The 15,913-nt window shown below is 64.2% G+C and carries 15 protein-coding genes; 6 read left to right on the top strand and 9 right to left on the bottom strand.

Translation table 11 applies throughout. From position 1 onward, the window contains the following. Positions 1–47: 47 nt before the first annotated feature. Positions 48–398, top strand: a complete 351-nt coding sequence (locus tag ACSBQT_RS03810) for an ArsR/SmtB family transcription factor (RefSeq protein WP_410709842.1) — start codon at positions 48–50, stop codon at positions 396–398. A 43-nt stretch (positions 399–441) separates the two neighbouring features. On the opposite strand, the gene ACSBQT_RS03805 is transcribed toward ACSBQT_RS03810, so the two are convergent. Beyond that, positions 442–2,682, bottom strand: a complete 2,241-nt coding sequence (locus tag ACSBQT_RS03805; protein ID WP_410709841.1) for a helix-turn-helix transcriptional regulator — start codon at positions 2,680–2,682, stop codon at positions 442–444. 346 nt (positions 2,683–3,028) lie between these two features. Between ACSBQT_RS03805 and ACSBQT_RS03800 the strand changes: the two genes are divergently transcribed. Then, a complete protein-coding gene (locus ACSBQT_RS03800; RefSeq protein WP_410709840.1) occupies positions 3,029–3,964 on the top strand; it encodes an Ltp family lipoprotein in 936 nt (311 codons plus the stop codon). 156 nt (positions 3,965–4,120) lie between these two features. On the opposite strand, the gene ACSBQT_RS03795 is transcribed toward ACSBQT_RS03800, so the two are convergent. The 4 genes from ACSBQT_RS03795 to ACSBQT_RS03780 all read right to left on the bottom strand — a co-directional run bounded on the left by ACSBQT_RS03795 (position 4,121) and on the right by ACSBQT_RS03780 (position 7,734). Beyond that, on the bottom strand, positions 4,121–4,822 hold the full coding sequence (locus ACSBQT_RS03795; RefSeq protein WP_410709839.1) for a response regulator: 702 nt from the start codon (positions 4,820–4,822) through the stop codon (positions 4,121–4,123). Then, the gene (locus tag ACSBQT_RS03790; protein WP_410709838.1) at positions 4,812–6,548 is read right to left on the bottom strand and encodes a sensor histidine kinase; all 1,737 of its coding nucleotides are present in this window, start codon (positions 6,546–6,548) and stop codon (positions 4,812–4,814) included. The genes ACSBQT_RS03795 and ACSBQT_RS03790 overlap by 11 nt, the downstream gene beginning before the upstream one ends. Further along, the gene (locus ACSBQT_RS03785) at positions 6,548–6,976 is read right to left on the bottom strand and encodes a hypothetical protein (RefSeq protein ID WP_101546189.1); all 429 of its coding nucleotides are present in this window, start codon (positions 6,974–6,976) and stop codon (positions 6,548–6,550) included. The genes ACSBQT_RS03790 and ACSBQT_RS03785 overlap by 1 nt, the downstream gene beginning before the upstream one ends. 101 nt (positions 6,977–7,077) lie before the next feature. Next, positions 7,078–7,734, bottom strand: a complete 657-nt coding sequence (locus tag ACSBQT_RS03780; protein ID WP_410709837.1) for a TetR/AcrR family transcriptional regulator — start codon at positions 7,732–7,734, stop codon at positions 7,078–7,080. 273 nt (positions 7,735–8,007) lie between these two features. Here ACSBQT_RS03780 and ACSBQT_RS03775 point away from each other — a divergent pair, with 273 nt between their 5' ends. The 4 genes from ACSBQT_RS03775 (at position 8,008) to ACSBQT_RS03760 (ending at position 11,667) form a co-directional block, all read left to right on the top strand. Continuing rightward, entirely contained in the window at positions 8,008–8,223 is a 216-nt protein-coding gene (locus ACSBQT_RS03775) for a CsbD family protein (protein ID WP_410709836.1), read from the top strand. Positions 8,224–8,345: 122 nt separating this feature from the next. After that, the gene (locus ACSBQT_RS03770; protein ID WP_410709835.1) at positions 8,346–9,737 is read left to right on the top strand and encodes an alpha,alpha-trehalose-phosphate synthase (UDP-forming); all 1,392 of its coding nucleotides are present in this window, start codon (positions 8,346–8,348) and stop codon (positions 9,735–9,737) included. A 38-nt stretch (positions 9,738–9,775) separates the two neighbouring features. Further along, positions 9,776–10,081, top strand: a complete 306-nt coding sequence (locus ACSBQT_RS03765) for a hypothetical protein (protein ID WP_101546193.1) — start codon at positions 9,776–9,778, stop codon at positions 10,079–10,081. A gap of 200 nt (positions 10,082–10,281) precedes the next feature. Next, positions 10,282–11,667, top strand: a complete 1,386-nt coding sequence (locus ACSBQT_RS03760; RefSeq protein ID WP_410709834.1) for a cation:dicarboxylate symporter family transporter — start codon at positions 10,282–10,284, stop codon at positions 11,665–11,667. A 169-nt stretch (positions 11,668–11,836) separates the two neighbouring features. Here ACSBQT_RS03760 and ACSBQT_RS03755 read toward each other — a convergent pair whose 3' ends face one another. From ACSBQT_RS03755 to ACSBQT_RS03740, 4 genes are all read right to left on the bottom strand, one after another. Next, a complete protein-coding gene (locus ACSBQT_RS03755) occupies positions 11,837–12,808 on the bottom strand; it encodes an alpha/beta fold hydrolase (RefSeq protein WP_410709833.1) in 972 nt (323 codons plus the stop codon). 109 nt (positions 12,809–12,917) lie between these two features. Continuing rightward, a complete protein-coding gene (locus ACSBQT_RS03750; protein WP_410709832.1) occupies positions 12,918–13,604 on the bottom strand; it encodes a TetR/AcrR family transcriptional regulator in 687 nt (228 codons plus the stop codon). Between the two features lie 49 nt (positions 13,605–13,653). Further along, positions 13,654–14,682, bottom strand: a complete 1,029-nt coding sequence (locus ACSBQT_RS03745; protein ID WP_410709831.1) for a phosphotransferase family protein — start codon at positions 14,680–14,682, stop codon at positions 13,654–13,656. Then, positions 14,679–15,902 (bottom strand): acyl-CoA dehydrogenase family protein, encoded by a 1,224-nt coding sequence (locus ACSBQT_RS03740; RefSeq protein ID WP_410709830.1) that lies wholly within the window; start codon positions 15,900–15,902, stop codon positions 14,679–14,681. Before ACSBQT_RS03740 ends, ACSBQT_RS03745 begins: the two co-directional genes overlap by 4 nt. Between the last annotated feature and the right edge of the window lie 11 nt (positions 15,903–15,913).

The raw sequence follows: 15,913 nt of genomic DNA, 5'->3' as shown, positions 1-15,913 counted from the left end.
GGACCACAAGGCATCGACAAATGTCAATGTATGGGCATAATGGAGGAATGACCACACAGCCCGCGTTCTCTCCGACCGAGGCGGACGTCTGCTGCCCGTCGCTGACCGTCTCGCCGTTGAGTCTCGACGACGCCCAGGACTTCGCGCGCATCCTCAAAGCAGTGGCCGACCCGACCCGGTTGCGCCTGGTCTCCCTCATCGCCGGGCACGAGCAGCAGGAAGCGTGCGTCTGCGATCTCACCGAACCCGTCGGTCTCGGCCAGCCGACCGTCTCCCACCATCTGAAGATCCTCGTCGATGCCGGGGTCCTGCACCGTGAGAAGCGCGGCGTCTGGTCGTACTATTCGCTCGATGCCACCACGTTGAACCGCCTGTCGGAATTCCTCTCCCCCGGCTGAGGCGGCGCACGGGTAGGACTCTTTCGCCGAGGCGACTCACTCCCTACCGCTGCCGGTGGACGTGCGCCACGGCTTCGGCGCGACTGCGCACGCCGAGCTTGCGATAGAGCGCGGACAGCCGATTCTTCAGCGTCCCGGACACCACTCCGAACTCGCGGGCGATCTGCGCGATCGACTTCGACGAGTCGATCGCGAACAGCAGCGACTGCTCGGCCGGGGTGAGATCGGTCTGGAAGTCCGGGGCCACAGGCGAGGTATCCGGCAGCTCGAGCAGTCGCTTCTGCAGCACGACCGCCGTGATCTCCGCAGAATTGAATGACCGGGCCACGGCCTCCCACTCGGAGAAATCGGCCGATGCGGCAATGAGCGCCTCTCGAGCCGACTTCGACAGCTGCGCCGCAGCGAACACCGATGCCGTGATCGCACAGTAGTCGAGCATGTGCACGAAGGTCTCCAGCGCCTCATCCGCGTGCCCCTCATGGTGGAGGATGTCGGCGCGCAAGGCCATGGCACAGCTCTTGAGTCTGGGCCCCTGATCACTGCTGAGCGCCTGCCCGGTCGCCGTCCACAGCCGGTCATGCTGACCGAAGACGAGCGCCTGTCGAGCCTTGATGATCGAATCACCGGGGTTGGCCGAACTCATGCGATCGCTCATGTCCTGAAGCGTCTTCGTCTCCCCCGCCGCAGCGAGCACGAACCCGACGGCGTTGACGATTCCGGAGAATTGAGTGCTCGCATCGCCGGCCGCCGTCGGCAGGATCTGCACCGTCGGGCTCTCCGTCACGAGCTTCGCAGCAATCGACGCCCGCCCGCGGTACACGTAGTACAGCGCCTTGCCACAGTCCGGCATCGGCCCCAGAGACTGAGTGGACTTCACCTGATCCAGGGCACCGAGGATGTCCTCCGCCGCGTTGAGGTCGAGCCGGTCGAGGCTGCGCATCAGCTCAATGCTCAGCGCCGTCCGCTCGTCCTGCAGCGTTTCCATCCCGAAGCGGCGAGCGTTCTCTCGCGCCCGCTCAAGGCAGCGGTCCATGTCCGACCCGTGTCCGTGCCCCAGCCCGGCCAATGCGGTTTCGACCAGTCCTGCCAGCAGCGGATGCGGTGAGTTCGGTGTATAGATTCCCGCGAAGTGCACGACGCTCTGCAATACCGGTGTCGCCTCGGTGAATCGACCGGCTGCGACGAGGTTCCGCCCGCGTTCAAGATTGAGTTCGGCCTGCAGCATCAGCGTGGGCCCCGGTTCTCCGGCACCGAGGCTGAGCAAGCGTTTCCGTCCCACCTCGATGACGTTGAGCGCCGCCTCGTAATTCCGGTTCAATCGGTGACTGCGCGCCTCCAGTATGGTCAGCACGGCTACTTCGTCGCCGGAGAGGGGGAGGCTCGGATCGGTCAGCCGGCCGTGCAGCTCCGGCACCACGATGCTGTCGAAGTCGGTCGCCGACATGAGTTGCCAGGGGTCATCGGTTCCGAGCACGTGCCGGGTCGAATCGATGCGTCGAGCCGCGCTGCGGGCCAGGGTGAGGATCGGGTTCTTCGCGATCACCGCCTCGGGGACACTGAGAAAGGCTTCGATCGAAGTCGGCACATCTATGAAGACGTTCACCGACCGTTGTGCCCACCCACGCTCGAGGATCTTCCAGTCCCTGATCTCCAGGACGAGGTCGAGCAGCTCGGGCAGTCCTTCACGGCGGTCCGCGCGCTGGCGGCCGATCATGTCGGCGACGGCCATGCCGAGAGCTTCGCGTGGAGTCCTCTTCGCGAGGCCGTCGTCGACGGCGGTGATGCGTCGCATGAGTATGCGGATGAAGGTGGGAACGGTGAAGACCTCGTCGCCGGAGGCAACAGCGAGCAGTCCGGCCGAGGTCAGCAGCGGGGTGAGGTCATCGGGAGTGGCATCGCTCCTGACCTTCGCGGCGGCGAAGGCGGCGTGGACGAGGTCGACCATGTTCGAGGTGATCCTCGGCGTCCAGGAGAAGAGAGCGAGCAGATAGAGCGCGGCCGATTCGCGGGAGGCGTTCGCGAGCGTCGGATTCAATGATGGGGACAGCATAGCGACAGTCCGGTCAGGGTCGGTATCGCTCGCGAGCAGTCCCGCTTCGGCTCGCGCCTGAACGAGGGAGGCAGCGATGCGGGTACGACCGCCGCTGGCCCGGAAGATCCGCTCCAGCTCGGACTCGGAGAGTGTGTCGCGCACGTCGACCGCAGATGCGAAGTCCTTCGCCGAGGAGGCTCGCGGTCCGAATTGCGCGTCGAAGTCCGATGGCGGTCCATCAGAGTCCGACATACAGTTCAGGTTTTCGCCTCGCTTGATCTGTTGAGGTGACACGGATGGGGAACTTTCGGTTCGGCTCGACTCACGTCGAGGTGCGGCTGGGTCGGCCGCATGGAGATGAGGGGTGCGTTCACGAGTATGACAGAGAATCACGTGTCATCGACGACGCTGAACCTGACTCTTTCCTCGGAGCCCCGGAACCCGCACTGCACTCCTGAGTGAGGCTCCCCACACGGGGCCGGCAACTCCGACAAGCGGATTTGTTACCCAATCGAGACAACACCTGGTGTACTTAGTTGAAATTTTAACTTATAGTTGAAAGTGCAACTACCTCCTCTCTGAACATTCGGAAGTGATAATGACACAGCAGCCTCCAGTACCGGTCGACAACTCGAACCAGTGGACCCCAGCTCAGCCCTCATTCCAGCCTTCATTCGGCCAGTACCACCCCCTTGTCGGGCAGAAATCGTTCCTCGCTACGTGGCTGCTGTCGTGGCTGCTCGGCGGACTCGGCGTCGACCGTTTCTACCTCGGCAAGATCGGCACCGGCATCCTCAAACTCATCACCCTCGGCGGGTTCGGCATCTGGTACCTCGTCGACCTGATCATCACTCTTGCCGGCAAGCAGAAAGACAAGAAGGGTCTGCGCCTCCAGGGGTACGACCAGCATAAGAAGGTCGCTTGGATCGTCACCGGCATCTTCTTCGTTCTCGGCCTCATCATCAACGGAGTCAAAGCGGGAGCAATGTCGGATGCACCGAGCGACAACGCGCCGATCGTCTCCGAAGAGGAAGCTGCCGCCGAAGAAGCGCCTGCCCCCGAAGCTGTCACGGAACCCGCTGAAGCCGACCCCGCGGTCGAAGAGGAACCTGCCGAGGAACCGGCGGAAGAACCCTCCGCTGAGGAACCTGCTGAAGAAGCAGTCGAAGAAGAGCCCGTCGCCGAAGATCCCGCAGCGTCGGCAGAGGAAGAGACCGACTCGAGCGTTCCCGCCGAGTACAGCTCCGCACTGACCAAAGCCGAGTCCTATTCGGACATGATGCACATGAGCAAAAAGGGCCTCTACGATCAGCTGACGAGCGAATACGGCGAGCAGTTCTCCGCCGACGCTGCCCAGTACGCCATCGACAATGTCCAGGCCGACTGGAAGCAGAACGCTCTGGAGAAGGCACGGTCGTATCAGGACAACATGTCGATGTCGCCAGCCGCAATCCATGACCAGCTGACAAGCGAATATGGTGAACAGTTCACTCAGTCTGAGGCCGACTACGCGATCGAGAACCTCAACAACTGACGGACGTCAACACCTGATTGGGCAGATAGATCCATTGATCTGCCAACCTCGAAGGCGGGCGAACGAAGAGATTCCTTCGCCCGCCTTCGTACATCTGGTCTATGTGTCCGATTCGCTCGAACCCAGCGGCCCCAAACGCTGATTGAGTCCGTGCCTTCACACCCACCGATACTCGTACTCCGGCCGCCCCGGAGTCCCATGTCGAGGCTGTTTGATCGCCTGCTTCGTCGAGACGAGGTGCTCCAGGTACCGACGGACGGTGACCCGGGACAGATCAAGCCGACGCCCCACCTCGCTGGCTGAGACCGGAACCGGAGAGTCCCGGACGAACGCGGACACCGCGTCCAAGGTCTCGGCGATGAGGCCCTTCGGCAGGGTCGTCGACGATACCGACCGCAAGGCGGACAGCGCATTGTCCACCGAGGCCTGAGTCGCCAACGTCCCCGATCCGCTGAGTCCGCGCCGGAACTCCCGCTGGTTCTCCAACTTCTCCCGGAACGACGCGAAGGTGAAGGGCTTGATGAGGTACTGCGTGATACCCGACGAGATCGCCGATCGGATCACCTGCAGGTGCCGCACCGCGGTGATCGCGATGATGTCAACATCCTGACCGCGCGAGTTCAGGCGCCCGGCAACTTCGAGACCGTGAGAATCCGTGAGATTCATATCGAGTAAGACGATATCGACTGGCGTCCCGGCCGCGGCGAGTTCGTCGAAGCGTTCGATCGCCTCGTGCCCGCCCAGACACGTTCCGACGACCTCGAACCCAGGAATCCGGACAACGAAGTCCGCATGCGCCTGCGCCGTCATCGGATCGTCTTCGACGATGAGCACCCGCAGCGCGGCATCATCGCTCACGTGAGTCTCCTTCCGCCCGATCCTGTCTCGAATCCTCACCGTCAGTGGTGTGATTCTCCGAAGAATCGTAGTCGCCGGCCGTGTCGATGTCCCCCAGAGGAAGCGTCACCGTGAAGATCGCACCGCGATCGGAATCGACATCGATATGTCCGCCGAGGCGGCTCACCGCCTGCCGAACCAAAACGAGCCCGAAACCGTGCCGTCCCACTCCCCCGGTCTCGGGTTTCGCCGAGGCGCCGAGATGGAAGAGCGCATCGATGTCTTCCCCCGCAACTCCGGCACCGGAATCGGCGATGGTGATGATGAGCTCCCCGTCAGCGGCGACGAAGTCCGCCCACACGTGCTTCTCATCCGAGTCCGCGACCGCGTCGAAGGCATTGTCGAGGAGGTTTCCGGCGACGGTGACGAGGTCGCGAGCGTCGAGTCGTTCGGGAGGGAGTTCGCCGGTGGCGGTGACGGTGAGTTCGACTCCGCGCTCATTGGCCTGCGCGGCCTTCCCGATCATAAGAGCGGTGATGAATGGCTCGTCGAGGGAGGCGACGAAGGAATCCGTCAGCCGCTGCGATTCCTGCTCGTCCTTGACCGCGAAGTCGAGCGCCTCCTGCACCCGACCGAGTTCGATGAGCGTGGAGACCGTGTGCAGCCGGTTGGCATGCTCGTGAGTCTGGGCACGCAGGGCCTCGGACAGGGTCGTCATCGTCGCCAGCTCGCCGGTGAGTTCCTGGATGTCCGTGCGATCGCGCAGGGTCGCGACCGTTCCGCCTTCATCGCGCCCGCCGCGCGGCTGCCGAGCCTGTTTCTGACTGATGACGAGGACACGATCCTCGGTGAAGTGGATTTCGTCGACGGCGACCCGACCGGATGCCAGAAGGTCACGGACAGATTCGGGCAGGGCCACCTCGGCGAGGGAGATCGGCGTCGATTCCTCCACTGTGGGCAGGCCGAGCAGGGACGCGGCCTCGTCGTTGTAGAGGACGAGCCGCCCGGAATCGTCGGCGAGGATGAGGCCCTCGCGCAGGGAATGCAGGGCCGAATCGTAGAACGCGAACAGCCGACGGAGCTCCTCGGGACCGTAGCCGAGGGTGACTCGGCGCAGGTAGCGGGCGAGCAGCCAGGAGCCGAGTCCGCCGAGGGCGAGCGCGGCGAGGCCGACGAGGATGATCTGCGGCAGGGAGGCCGCCTGCGCCACGGACAGCGTTTCCAGGGTCACGCCGACGGCGACCATGGCGGTGACCTCGCCGGCGGCGTCCTTGATCGGCACGATCGCGCGCACCGACGGCCCGAGCGTGCCTACGTATTCCTCGGTCTCGGTCTGTCCGGCGCGGGCTTTCGCGGTGCTGCCGATGTATTTCTTGCCCAGCTGTTCGGGGTCGGGGTGGGTGTAGCGCGTGCCGTCGCGGTCCATGATCGTCACGAAGTCCACCTCGGCGAAATCGATGACGGTCAGCGCGTAGGGCTGCAGTCGGGCGGAGGGATCGTCCCCGGTCACAGACTCGGTGACATAGGGATCGTGGGCGAGCGTCTCGGCGATGGACAGGACCCGCTCTCCGGTGGCGTGCCGGATGTTGTTCAGCGTCGTCACGTAGCTCGTCACCGACAGGGCGGTGCAAACGAGGACGATGAGGACGAGCTGGACGAGGAACAGACGCCTCGCCAGGGTGGTTCCGCCTCGGCGAGCCCGGAATCGCTCCCGACCCCGCCATGGAGGGGCCGGGAGGGACGCCATTACTTCTTAACGCTCTTCTTTTTCTTCTTACTGCCGCCGGAGATGAGGAGAGCCAAGCCGATTGCGGCCAGCCAAGTGTCCTTGGCCACTGCGGTGCCGTCCTCGGACGGGCGGATGCCGTCGTCCTTGGTCATCGAATCGATGGAGAAGTAGTTCGCGACGAGGCCGGCGGCGAAGGTCGTCAGCGCGGCACCGGCGATGCGGGTAGGCACGAACGGCAGCAGCAGGGCGGAGCCGACGGCGATCTCACCGTAGGACAGGAACTTCCCGAACTGGGCGGGGGTCATGTTCTCGACCATCGGCACACCGTTGGCGGCCATCTGCTGGAGTCCGGCCGCGGATTCCTCGTCGAGACCGAGCTTGCCGATGCCCGAATTGAGGATGAATGCGCCGGGAACTGCGCGCAGAAGTGCGGTGCTGAGTTTCATATCCTGCTCCTTTGTAATCGGATCGTCACTGAGCCAAGACTATCCGTGAGGGCGCAGGCACGCCACAGCTCAAGGGCTCTCGGAGCCATCTGCCGAGATTCTCAGCCCTGCGTGGTGGTGCGGATCCGCTCGATGAGATCGTCGAGGGCGTCGTCGAACTCGCGCTGGGCGTGGTCTTCCATGAGCAGGCCCTGCAATCGGGCCACCGTGGGGTACTCGCTGAGGTCGTCGCCGGCGGAGGACTCTTCCTCATCTCCGAGGACCTCCGGGGTCAGGGAGGCCGCTTGGAGCAGAAGCGCGCCGACGAGGAAGCTCGTGAAGGCCTTGTATGCCGCCACCGCCTCGGCGTCGGCAAATCCGAAGCGCTGCAGCGAGGACAGGAAGTCCTCGACCCAGCGCACGCTTCGCAGCGGCGGACGGAGCCAGGGCGCCTGAGGTGGCTGGGTGGCGATGAGCGGGAAGATCCGCGGATGCTTGAGGGCCAGATTCCGCGTGGCATTGGCGACACGCTGCAGATACTCCTCCCACGAATGGGAGTCCTCTGTCATGAGATCGTCGTCGAAGAGGCCGTCGATGAGCTCGTCGACCATGGCCTCGAGGAGGTCCCCCCGCCCCGAAACATGCCGATACAGTGCCATCGCCTCTACGTCCAAGGCCGTTCCGAGGCGACGCATCGTGAGCTCGCTGAGACCGCAGGCGTCGACGAAGGCGATCGCCGACTCGACGACCTGTGCACGATCAAGTCGCTGCTGAACCACGCGCGCCTCCCTTTCCTCGTCGGAGATGTCGCAGACCGGGCGGATTTCACCGTCAGTCTACTCGCTTGATCCGACGCGTCGAGAGATCCTCTGATAACGCGATTACACTGTAAACTCCTCATGGATGACTAAGCTATCACCCTCCATCGACCACCCGACTCGCCGGATCTATTGCGCAGCGAAAACTCGGTCTGCTAGGTTGATTACACCGTAAACATGAATAGTGCTCGACAGAGCAGGACGTCCAGACCGATCCACACGAAAGGACGAATCATGAATTCCCACGACAAGGCCGACAAGACCTCAGACAAAGCAGAGGAGCTCAAGGGCAAGGCGAAGGCTGCTGCCGGCAAGGCCACCGATGACAAGAGCCTCGAGGCCGAGGGCAAGACCGACGCTGCCAAAGGCAAGATCAAGCAGGTCGGCGACGATGCCAAAGATTCGCTGAAGGGCGTCAGAGACTCGCTCAAGAACTCTCCGGAGAACTGAGGGACGCGGCTGGAGGGCGGAGGCACTGTCCGCCTCCGCCCTTCGGCCATGCTTTCAGATCCCATGTCCCAGAAGTCGATGTGCCGGCACGATCCGGCCCGGCGGCACGAGAAGAAGAGAAGATGATGGAAACTGACCGCCATGCTTTCGTCGTGGTGGCCAATCGCCTCCCCGTCGACCGCATCGACGGAACGTGGGAGGCCTCGCCCGGCGGGCTGGTCTCAGCCGTGGCTCCCGTGGTGCGTGAGCACGCCGGAGCCTGGGTCGGCTGGGCGAACACACATGACGACAGCCTCGAGCCCTTCGATTTCGACGGGATGAGCCTCGTCCCCGTCTCGCTCAGCCATGACGAACATCAGCAGTACTATGAGGGATTCTGCAACGCTACTCTATGGCCGCTGCACCACGACCTCATCGTCGCACCGCAGTACCACCGCTCATGGTGGCTGGCCTATCGGGAAGTCAACGCGCGATTCGCACAGGCCGCGGTCGAGGCCGCCGAGACTGGGGCGACAGTCTGGGTACACGATTACCACCTCCAGCTCGTACCGGCGATGATCCGCGCTCAACGACCGGACATCCGGATCGGATACTTCTGCCATATTCCGTTCCCTCCCGTCGAGCAGATGGCCCAGCTGCCCTGGCGTGACGAAATCCTCCGCGGCCTGCTCGGGGCCGATGTCATCGGTCTCCAGCGAGAGGCCGATGCCGCTAAGGCCCGCCAGGCTATGCAGAAGCTGCTGGGCATGGATCCCGAGGAACTTCGCGGCCGCGTCGGCTCGTACCCGATCTCGATCGACGTTGATGAGATCCGGGCCGCGGCCGAATCCCCCGCGGTACAGGAGATGGCCCGATGCTTTCGCCGTGACCTGGGCGATCCCGCCACCCTCATGATCGGGGTGGATCGCCTCGACTACTCGAAGGGAATCCTGCACCGGCTGTGGGCTTTCGAGGAGCTGATCGACGACGGACTGCTCGATGCGCAGGGAACCTGTCTCGCGCAGATCGCAGTCCCCTCTCGCGAAGGCGTGCGCGCCTACCAGGACCTGCGCGACGAGGTCGAACATACGGTCGGGCGCATCAATGGGAGGTTCTCCACTCTCGGCGGCGATGTCATCCACTACTCCCACCACTCACATTCGACAGAGGAAGCCGTCGCCCTGTACCTGGCCGCCGACATCCTGCTCGTCACCTCCCTGCGGGATGGGATGAACCTCGTGGCCAAGGAATTCGTCACTGCCCGCCGAGGCAGGGGCGGTGCACTCGTCCTCTCCGAATTCTCAGGAGCCGCCGAAGAACTCGACCAAGCCATCATCGTCAATCCCCATGATCGGGCCGGCCTGAAGGCGGCCATCCATCACGCGGCCACGCTCAGCGAAGACGAGGCCCGGAAGCGCATGGATGCGATGGCCGACACCGTCGCCGCTTTCGACGTCCGCCACTGGGCGCAAACTTTCCTCCATGACCTGCGAGACCCAGCATCTGCGGCGGCTCTGTCGCCCAGCGACTGGTGACACCGACCATTCTGACCGACCCACCCCAGGAGACCACTATGTACACGATGCTCAACAACCAGGAATCCTCGAAGTACGACCTCTACCTTCCCGGCAGACTCGTGGCCGCGCTCCATTACAAACTCGAGCCTGATGCCAATGAGGTCATGTTCATCTACTGCGAAGCTATCGAGCCTATGCAGGCGGATCAGCACCGCCGAGAGCTCATGCGGCGCGCCGTCGAAGACGCGAAGAGCCGACGCCTCAAGCTCACCATCACCTGCCCCATCGGCCTCAAGGCCCTCGAACAGCGGGCACCGCGTGCCGATGCCGATCACCAGCACGCGGAGGAGCCGCAGGCCTGACCCTCGCCGGCCCGTCCTCCCTGGCCATGCTCCTGCCTCGGCGCGTCTCACTCCTCCTGTGAACACTATGAACGCAACCGAGACACCCGTCACATCGGCTGGCACAGTTGTCGGGTACAGAACTACCGCGGCCAGCAGTCGCGCGCAATCACATCCACCGACGGGTGAGGTTGCGAACAGCATTTGGAGGAATCATGGCAATGTCGCCACAACAGAAGGGCGGCTCCTTCGACAAGGAGAGCACCGCCGCGGCGAACGCTCCTGAACCGGGAGCCCCGCAGCGGAAGAAGGATCGCACTCACTGGCTCTACATCATGGTCATCGTGGCCGTGTTCGCCGGTGCCGCCATCGGGCTAATCGCCCCCGAGGCGGGAATCGCACTCGAACCGCTGGGCAAGGCGTTCGTCGCGCTCATCAAGATGATCATCGCCCCGGTCATCTTCTGCACCATCGTGCTCGGCGTCGGCTCCGTGGCGAAGGCGGCCACCGTCGGCAAGGTCGGCGGACTGGCCCTCATCTACTTCCTGGTCATGGCGACCTTCGCCCTGGTCATCGGCCTCGTCGTCGGCAACTTCATCCACCCCGGCGACGGACTCCACCTCCAGCCGTACGAGGAAGCTGCCGGCGGTGAGGAAGGCGGCATGGTCGGCTTCCTCATGAGCCTCATCCCCGGTGACATCCCGGTGCTGCCGACCCTCGTGCTCGCACTCCTCGTCGGCTTCGCCCTGCAGTCGATGGGCAAGGCCGGCGAGCCCGTGCTCACCGGAATCAAGCACATCCAGGCGGTCGTCTTCAAGCTCATGATGATGATCATGTGGGCCGCTCCCGTCGGCGCCTTCGGTGCGATCGCCGCGGTCGTCGGCAAGACCGGCTGGGCCGCGATCGGTGCCATGGCGACCCTCATGGGCGCCTTCTACCTCACCTGCGCGCTGTTCATCGTCATCGTCCTCGGCGGTCTGCTCAAGATCGTCACCGGCCTGAACATCTTCCTGCTGCTGAAGTACCTGGCCCGTGAGTTCCTGCTCATCTTCTCCACCTCGTCGTCCGAGTCGGCCCTGCCGCGCCTCATCGCGAAGATGGAGCACGCCGGAGTCTCGAAGCCGGTCGTCGGCATCACCGTGCCCACCGGCTACTCGTTCAACCTCGACGGCACCGCCATCTACCTGACCATGGCCTCGCTGTTCGTGTCCTCGGCCATGGGCATGCCGATGTCGATCCCCGAGCAGATCTCGCTGCTCGTGTTCATGATCATCGCGTCGAAGGGCGCCGCCGGAGTCACCGGTGCGGGCTTGGCTACCCTGGCCGCGGGTCTGCAGTCGCACCGTCCCGAGCTGCTCGACGGCATGGGCGTCATCGTCGGCATCGACAAGTTCATGTCCGAGTGCCGTGCGCTGACGAACTTCACCGGCAATGCCGTGGCCACCCTGCTCATCGGCAAGTGGACGAACGAGATCGACCTCGACGTCGCCCGCGCCACCCTGTCGGGTGACAACCCGTTCGATGAGCTCTCGCTCGAACCGGATGCACACGGTGCCCCCGCCGAGGCGGCTCGCCCCGCTGAAAGCGAAAAGGTCACAGTGCACTGACCTTCGGTCGCTCCCCCTCCACCACCACCACGGGTGCCGATGTCCTCATCGTAAGGACGTCGGCACCCGTGGTGCTTCGTCTCCCCTCGCCGAGGCGGGGGCGCAGTATCGTCATGTCATCGGCTGACGCCCTGGCGGGTTCACAGCGGTCCTCCGGGCCGCCGGGAAACTAATTACATCTCAGGCGGTCCGCCGCGTGCTCCCGTGCCTGGTTGATGACCGTGGAAGCGATGTCGTTCGGGTGTGATTCGGGAAGCCAATGAGACGCGCCCTCGAGAGGGACAAAACGATAGGGCCCATCGACGTAGCGAGCGCTGAGCTCTGCAGTTGTGCGGGAGAATGCGATGTCCTCGCTGCCCCACACAAGACTGGTGGGCACCGTGACGGGAGTGCTCGGCGTCCGATCGCGGCCATCCATCGCCTGGTAGTACTTGAGCACGGACAGAAAAGCCCCCGGTTCACTGAATCGCGCAACATAGGAGGCTGCGAGATCTTCGGGGACGGCGCCGCCGTAGAGATCGACCAGCTTCTTTCCGACATCGCGCAGCAATGTTCGGGCCACTCCCTCCGGGTGGTCTTGGATCGACCGCATATAGCCCATGCGTTCATACTGATCGTCGTCCGTCTTCAGTTGTTTGCCCAGCGCTCGGGGGTGCGGCGTCGACACGACGGTGCAGGTGTGCAGACGCTGCGGGTGGTTCGCGACAAAGGGCCACGCGACCAGTCCGCCCCAATCATGACCGACGAGGTGGAAGCGTTCGAGTCCCGCCGCGCGGGAGACTTCGTCGAGGTCGGCGACCAGGCGCGCGATCGTATACTCCCCGACTGAATCCGGCCGTATTCCCGGCGAATATCCTCGTTGGTCATAGGCGAACACCCCCATCCCCTGTGCGAGGAGCAGGCCAGCAGTCCTCTCCCAGCAGGAGGCGTATTCAGGCCACCCGTGCAGAAGGATCGCCTCGCCGAGGTCGGGATCCGGGTGCGTCGGCGTTGCTCGGAAAGCGGTGAACTCCCCCTGGTCAGTGGTCACCGTCAGCGCCTCGGCGTCAGCAGTCGCCGGCAGCTCTGCCAAGCGTGCGGCCACCGAGGCGTTGTCGAACGGGGCACCGCTAAAGGGCTGGGACGTCGTCGATATTGTCATGGGTCAGTCTCCTCGTTGATCAAGGTGCATGGGTTCTCGGTCCAGCGGCCACCCGCCACCGGCCGCTGGGCCGTCGGCCGATGCTGGGCACCCGGCGGCCCGGTGACTGCTATTTGCGACGTGAACCGTCGGTGGGAATGCCCAGTGCGTTGATCCACAGTTTCGTCGCAGTCTCCACGATCAGATCGTCACTGCCCCACCCTGGTTCCTCGACCGCATATTTGAAGTACGCCATCCGCCCGACCATCGCTGACAGCGCCCGGGCGGACATGAGGGGGTCGAGGCTCGGGTCCACGTAGCCTTCGTCCTGGAGCTTTTGGATCCACCGGCAATTGCGTTCGGCGAAGGCCCTCGCCCGGTCGAGGCGCAGGCGACGGAAGTTCGCGTCGATCGCGGCGACCTGTTCGAGCAGGAGCATCAGCTTCGCGTTGCGCTTATACGACTCGACATAGGCCCGATGTCCGGCTTGGAGCTGCTCGACAACGGTGCGCTCTTCGTCGCCGCTGTGCGGCGGGCCCGGGTGGAGCATGTCCTCCTGGGCTTCGCTGAGCACAGCAGCGAAAGCCTGCTCCTTGCTGTCGAAGTAGGTGTAGAACGTGCCCGTGGAGCACTTGGCCTCTTTGGTGATGTCGGTCAGCCGAGAATCGATGAAACCATCACGTTCGAACACGACTCGAGCGGCGGCGACCAAGGCCGCTCGGGTGCGGATTCCTCGCGTGGTCGTCGGCATATCACGCAGGAGCGCGCCATCCACGAGCGTGGGCAGATCCTCAGCTGAATCTTCGGTCATCGACATGACAGCCAATCCTACAATCCATCTCTTCGGTGCGAGCGAGGTGAGGGCCTCATGATGCCAGCCCGCTCTCCCGCGCAACGGCCCATCCCTGATCAATGAGTTCCTGGATGTCACGCGCTGTGGGCACGCCATGGGCGGCAGCATTCTCAGGGTTCTCCGACACCCGACGACGGATGCCCTCGGCGATGATCGCGATCTTCCACAGCCCCAGTGTGTGCCAAAAACCGAGTGTTCGCCCGCTGCGGCCCGATGCCGCCAGGTATTCGGCAGCGATCTCGGCCCGGGTCGGGAATCCGTCCACTGCCGTGGGGGCTAGGGGTTCATCGGGCGTCTCGCCGGCCTGAGTCCAATACGCCAACGAGCTGCCCACATCGGCCAGCGGGTCACCCAATGTCGCCAGTTCCCAATCGAGAACAGCCCGAATGTCACCGGTGGCGTCGTCGATGATGACGTTGCGGATGTGGAAGTCGCCATGGACCAGAGTGATCTCGCCAGGCTCGGGCAGGTGCTCGGTCAGCACCGTCGTCAGTGCGTCGAGATCCGGGCGGTCCTGGGTCCGGCTCTCCTCGAGTTGGCGGCTCCACCTCTTCAGCTGCCTCGGCGCGTAGGGCTTCCGCGAAGCCAGGTCACCCAAGCCCACGGCGTCGATATCAGCGACATGGATCTTCGCCAGGGTCCGAGCCAGTTCGAGACCGAGACGTCTGCGTACTTCGGGGGCGAGCTTGCGCGCGGCCTCCTCATCGTCGATGACGGTTCCCTCGACATGTTCCATGATGACGACGGGGACATCGGCGACCGCGGGATCCTCACAGACTCCGACTGTGGCAGGCACCGGCACTTCGGTCGACTGCAGTGCGGAGATGATCCGAAACTCGCGGGCCACGTCATGGGCCGAGGCGAGGAGATGTCCCAGCGGGGGCCGACGGGCGATCCAGGACCGGCCCGCCTCGTCGTCGATACGGTAGGTGAGATTCGACTGCCCCTGACCCACACGGGCACCGCGGAGCGAACCGGTCACCGGTTCGCCCGCGTCCCGCATCCAGCCGGCCAGGCTCGGCAGATCGAGTTCGACGCTCATCGAGACTCCCGTGCGTTCTTCCTGCGCCGCAGTTCACGCCGCGCGATCGAACGTTTGTGGACTTCGTCGGGGCCATCGGCCAAACGCAGGGTGCGCTGATGGGCGTAGAAGCTGGCCAACGGAAAATCGTCGGTGACTCCGCCGCCACCGTGGACCTGGATCGCCCGGTCGATGATCTCAAGCGCCATGTTCGGGGCCTTGACCTTGATGGCCGCGATCTCCGTGGCCGCTTCCTTGTTGCCGACCGTGTCCATCATCCACGCAGCTTTGAGCACGAGGAGGCGGGTGGCTTCGATCTCGACGCGCGCCTCGGCGATCCAGTCCTGGATGTTCGCCCGCTCTGCCAGCGGCTGACCGAAGGTCACCCGCTCCTGAGCACGGTCGATGAGCAGGTCGAGGGCGCGTTCGGCCATCCCGATCGAGCGCATGCAGTGGTGGATGCGGCCCGGGCCCAGCCGGGCTTGGCTGATGGCGAATCCGTCGCCCTCACCGGACAGCAGCGCGGTCTTCGGCACTCGCACGTCCTCGAACACCACCTCGGCGTGGCCTTCCCGGTCGAGGTAGCCGAACACGGGCAGTCCCCGGACGACGGTGATGCCGGGGGTGTCCTTGGGGACGACGAGCATCGACTGCTGTCGGTGGGCCTCGGCGTTCGGGTCGGTCTTGCCCATGACGATGAAGACCCGACAGTTGGCGTGCAGAGCGTTCGAGGCGAACCATTTCCGCCCATTGAGCACATAGTCGTCCCCATCAGGAACGATGCTCATCTCGATGTTCGTCGCATCAGAGCTCGCCACCGCTGGCTCCGTCATGCAGAACGCCGAGGCGATCTCACCGTCGAGCAGCGGCTTGAGCCACTTCTCCTTGTGTTCGTCGGTTCCGAAGAGCGCAAGCACTTCCATGTTCCCGGTATCGGGGGCGTTGCAGTTGATGGCCTCGGGGGCGATCTCTGCGCTGCGTCCCGTGATCTCGGCGAGGTGGGCGTACTGGAGGTTCGTCAGTCCTGCACCCCATTCGTCGTACGGCAGGAACAGGTTCCACAGTCCCTGGGACCGGGCCTCACGTTTGAGGTCTTCGAGGACGGGCGGGTGGAAGTTCGGGTCCCCGGCCTCGGCCCGCTGCCGGTGGTAGACCGGCTCAGCCGGGTAGACGAAGTCGTCCATGAAGGCGTTGAGTCTGGATTGGTAGTCGCGGGTCGTCTCATCTGGTGCGAAGTCCATAGTTCCTGCTT

Origin of the sequence: Brevibacterium sp. H602 (assembly GCF_051172395.1) — a bacterium.
Taxonomy (GTDB): Bacteria; Actinomycetota; Actinomycetes; order Actinomycetales; family Brevibacteriaceae; genus Brevibacterium.
This window is presented reverse-complemented; position numbering and strand designations above follow the sequence as displayed.

Coding starts and splice junctions, on each gene's coding strand:
- ACSBQT_RS03800 (WP_410709840.1), top strand. CDS start 3,029: ATGACACAGCAGCCTCCAGTACCGGTCGACAACTCGAACCAGTGGACC.
- ACSBQT_RS03790 (WP_410709838.1), bottom strand. CDS start 6,548: ATGGCGTCCCTCCCGGCCCCTCCATGGCGGGGTCGGGAGCGATTCCGG.
- ACSBQT_RS03750 (WP_410709832.1), bottom strand. CDS start 13,604: ATGTCGATGACCGAAGATTCAGCTGAGGATCTGCCCACGCTCGTGGAT.
- ACSBQT_RS03785 (WP_101546189.1), bottom strand. CDS start 6,976: ATGAAACTCAGCACCGCACTTCTGCGCGCAGTTCCCGGCGCATTCATC.
- ACSBQT_RS03770 (WP_410709835.1), top strand. CDS start 8,346: ATGATGGAAACTGACCGCCATGCTTTCGTCGTGGTGGCCAATCGCCTC.
- ACSBQT_RS03775 (WP_410709836.1), top strand. CDS start 8,008: ATGAATTCCCACGACAAGGCCGACAAGACCTCAGACAAAGCAGAGGAG.
- ACSBQT_RS03810 (WP_410709842.1), top strand. CDS start 48: ATGACCACACAGCCCGCGTTCTCTCCGACCGAGGCGGACGTCTGCTGC.
- ACSBQT_RS03805 (WP_410709841.1), bottom strand. CDS start 2,682: ATGTCGGACTCTGATGGACCGCCATCGGACTTCGACGCGCAATTCGGA.
- ACSBQT_RS03765 (WP_101546193.1), top strand. CDS start 9,776: ATGTACACGATGCTCAACAACCAGGAATCCTCGAAGTACGACCTCTAC.
- ACSBQT_RS03745 (WP_410709831.1), bottom strand. CDS start 14,682: ATGAGCGTCGAACTCGATCTGCCGAGCCTGGCCGGCTGGATGCGGGAC.
- ACSBQT_RS03760 (WP_410709834.1), top strand. CDS start 10,282: ATGTCGCCACAACAGAAGGGCGGCTCCTTCGACAAGGAGAGCACCGCC.
- ACSBQT_RS03740 (WP_410709830.1), bottom strand. CDS start 15,902: ATGGACTTCGCACCAGATGAGACGACCCGCGACTACCAATCCAGACTC.
- ACSBQT_RS03755 (WP_410709833.1), bottom strand. CDS start 12,808: ATGACAATATCGACGACGTCCCAGCCCTTTAGCGGTGCCCCGTTCGAC.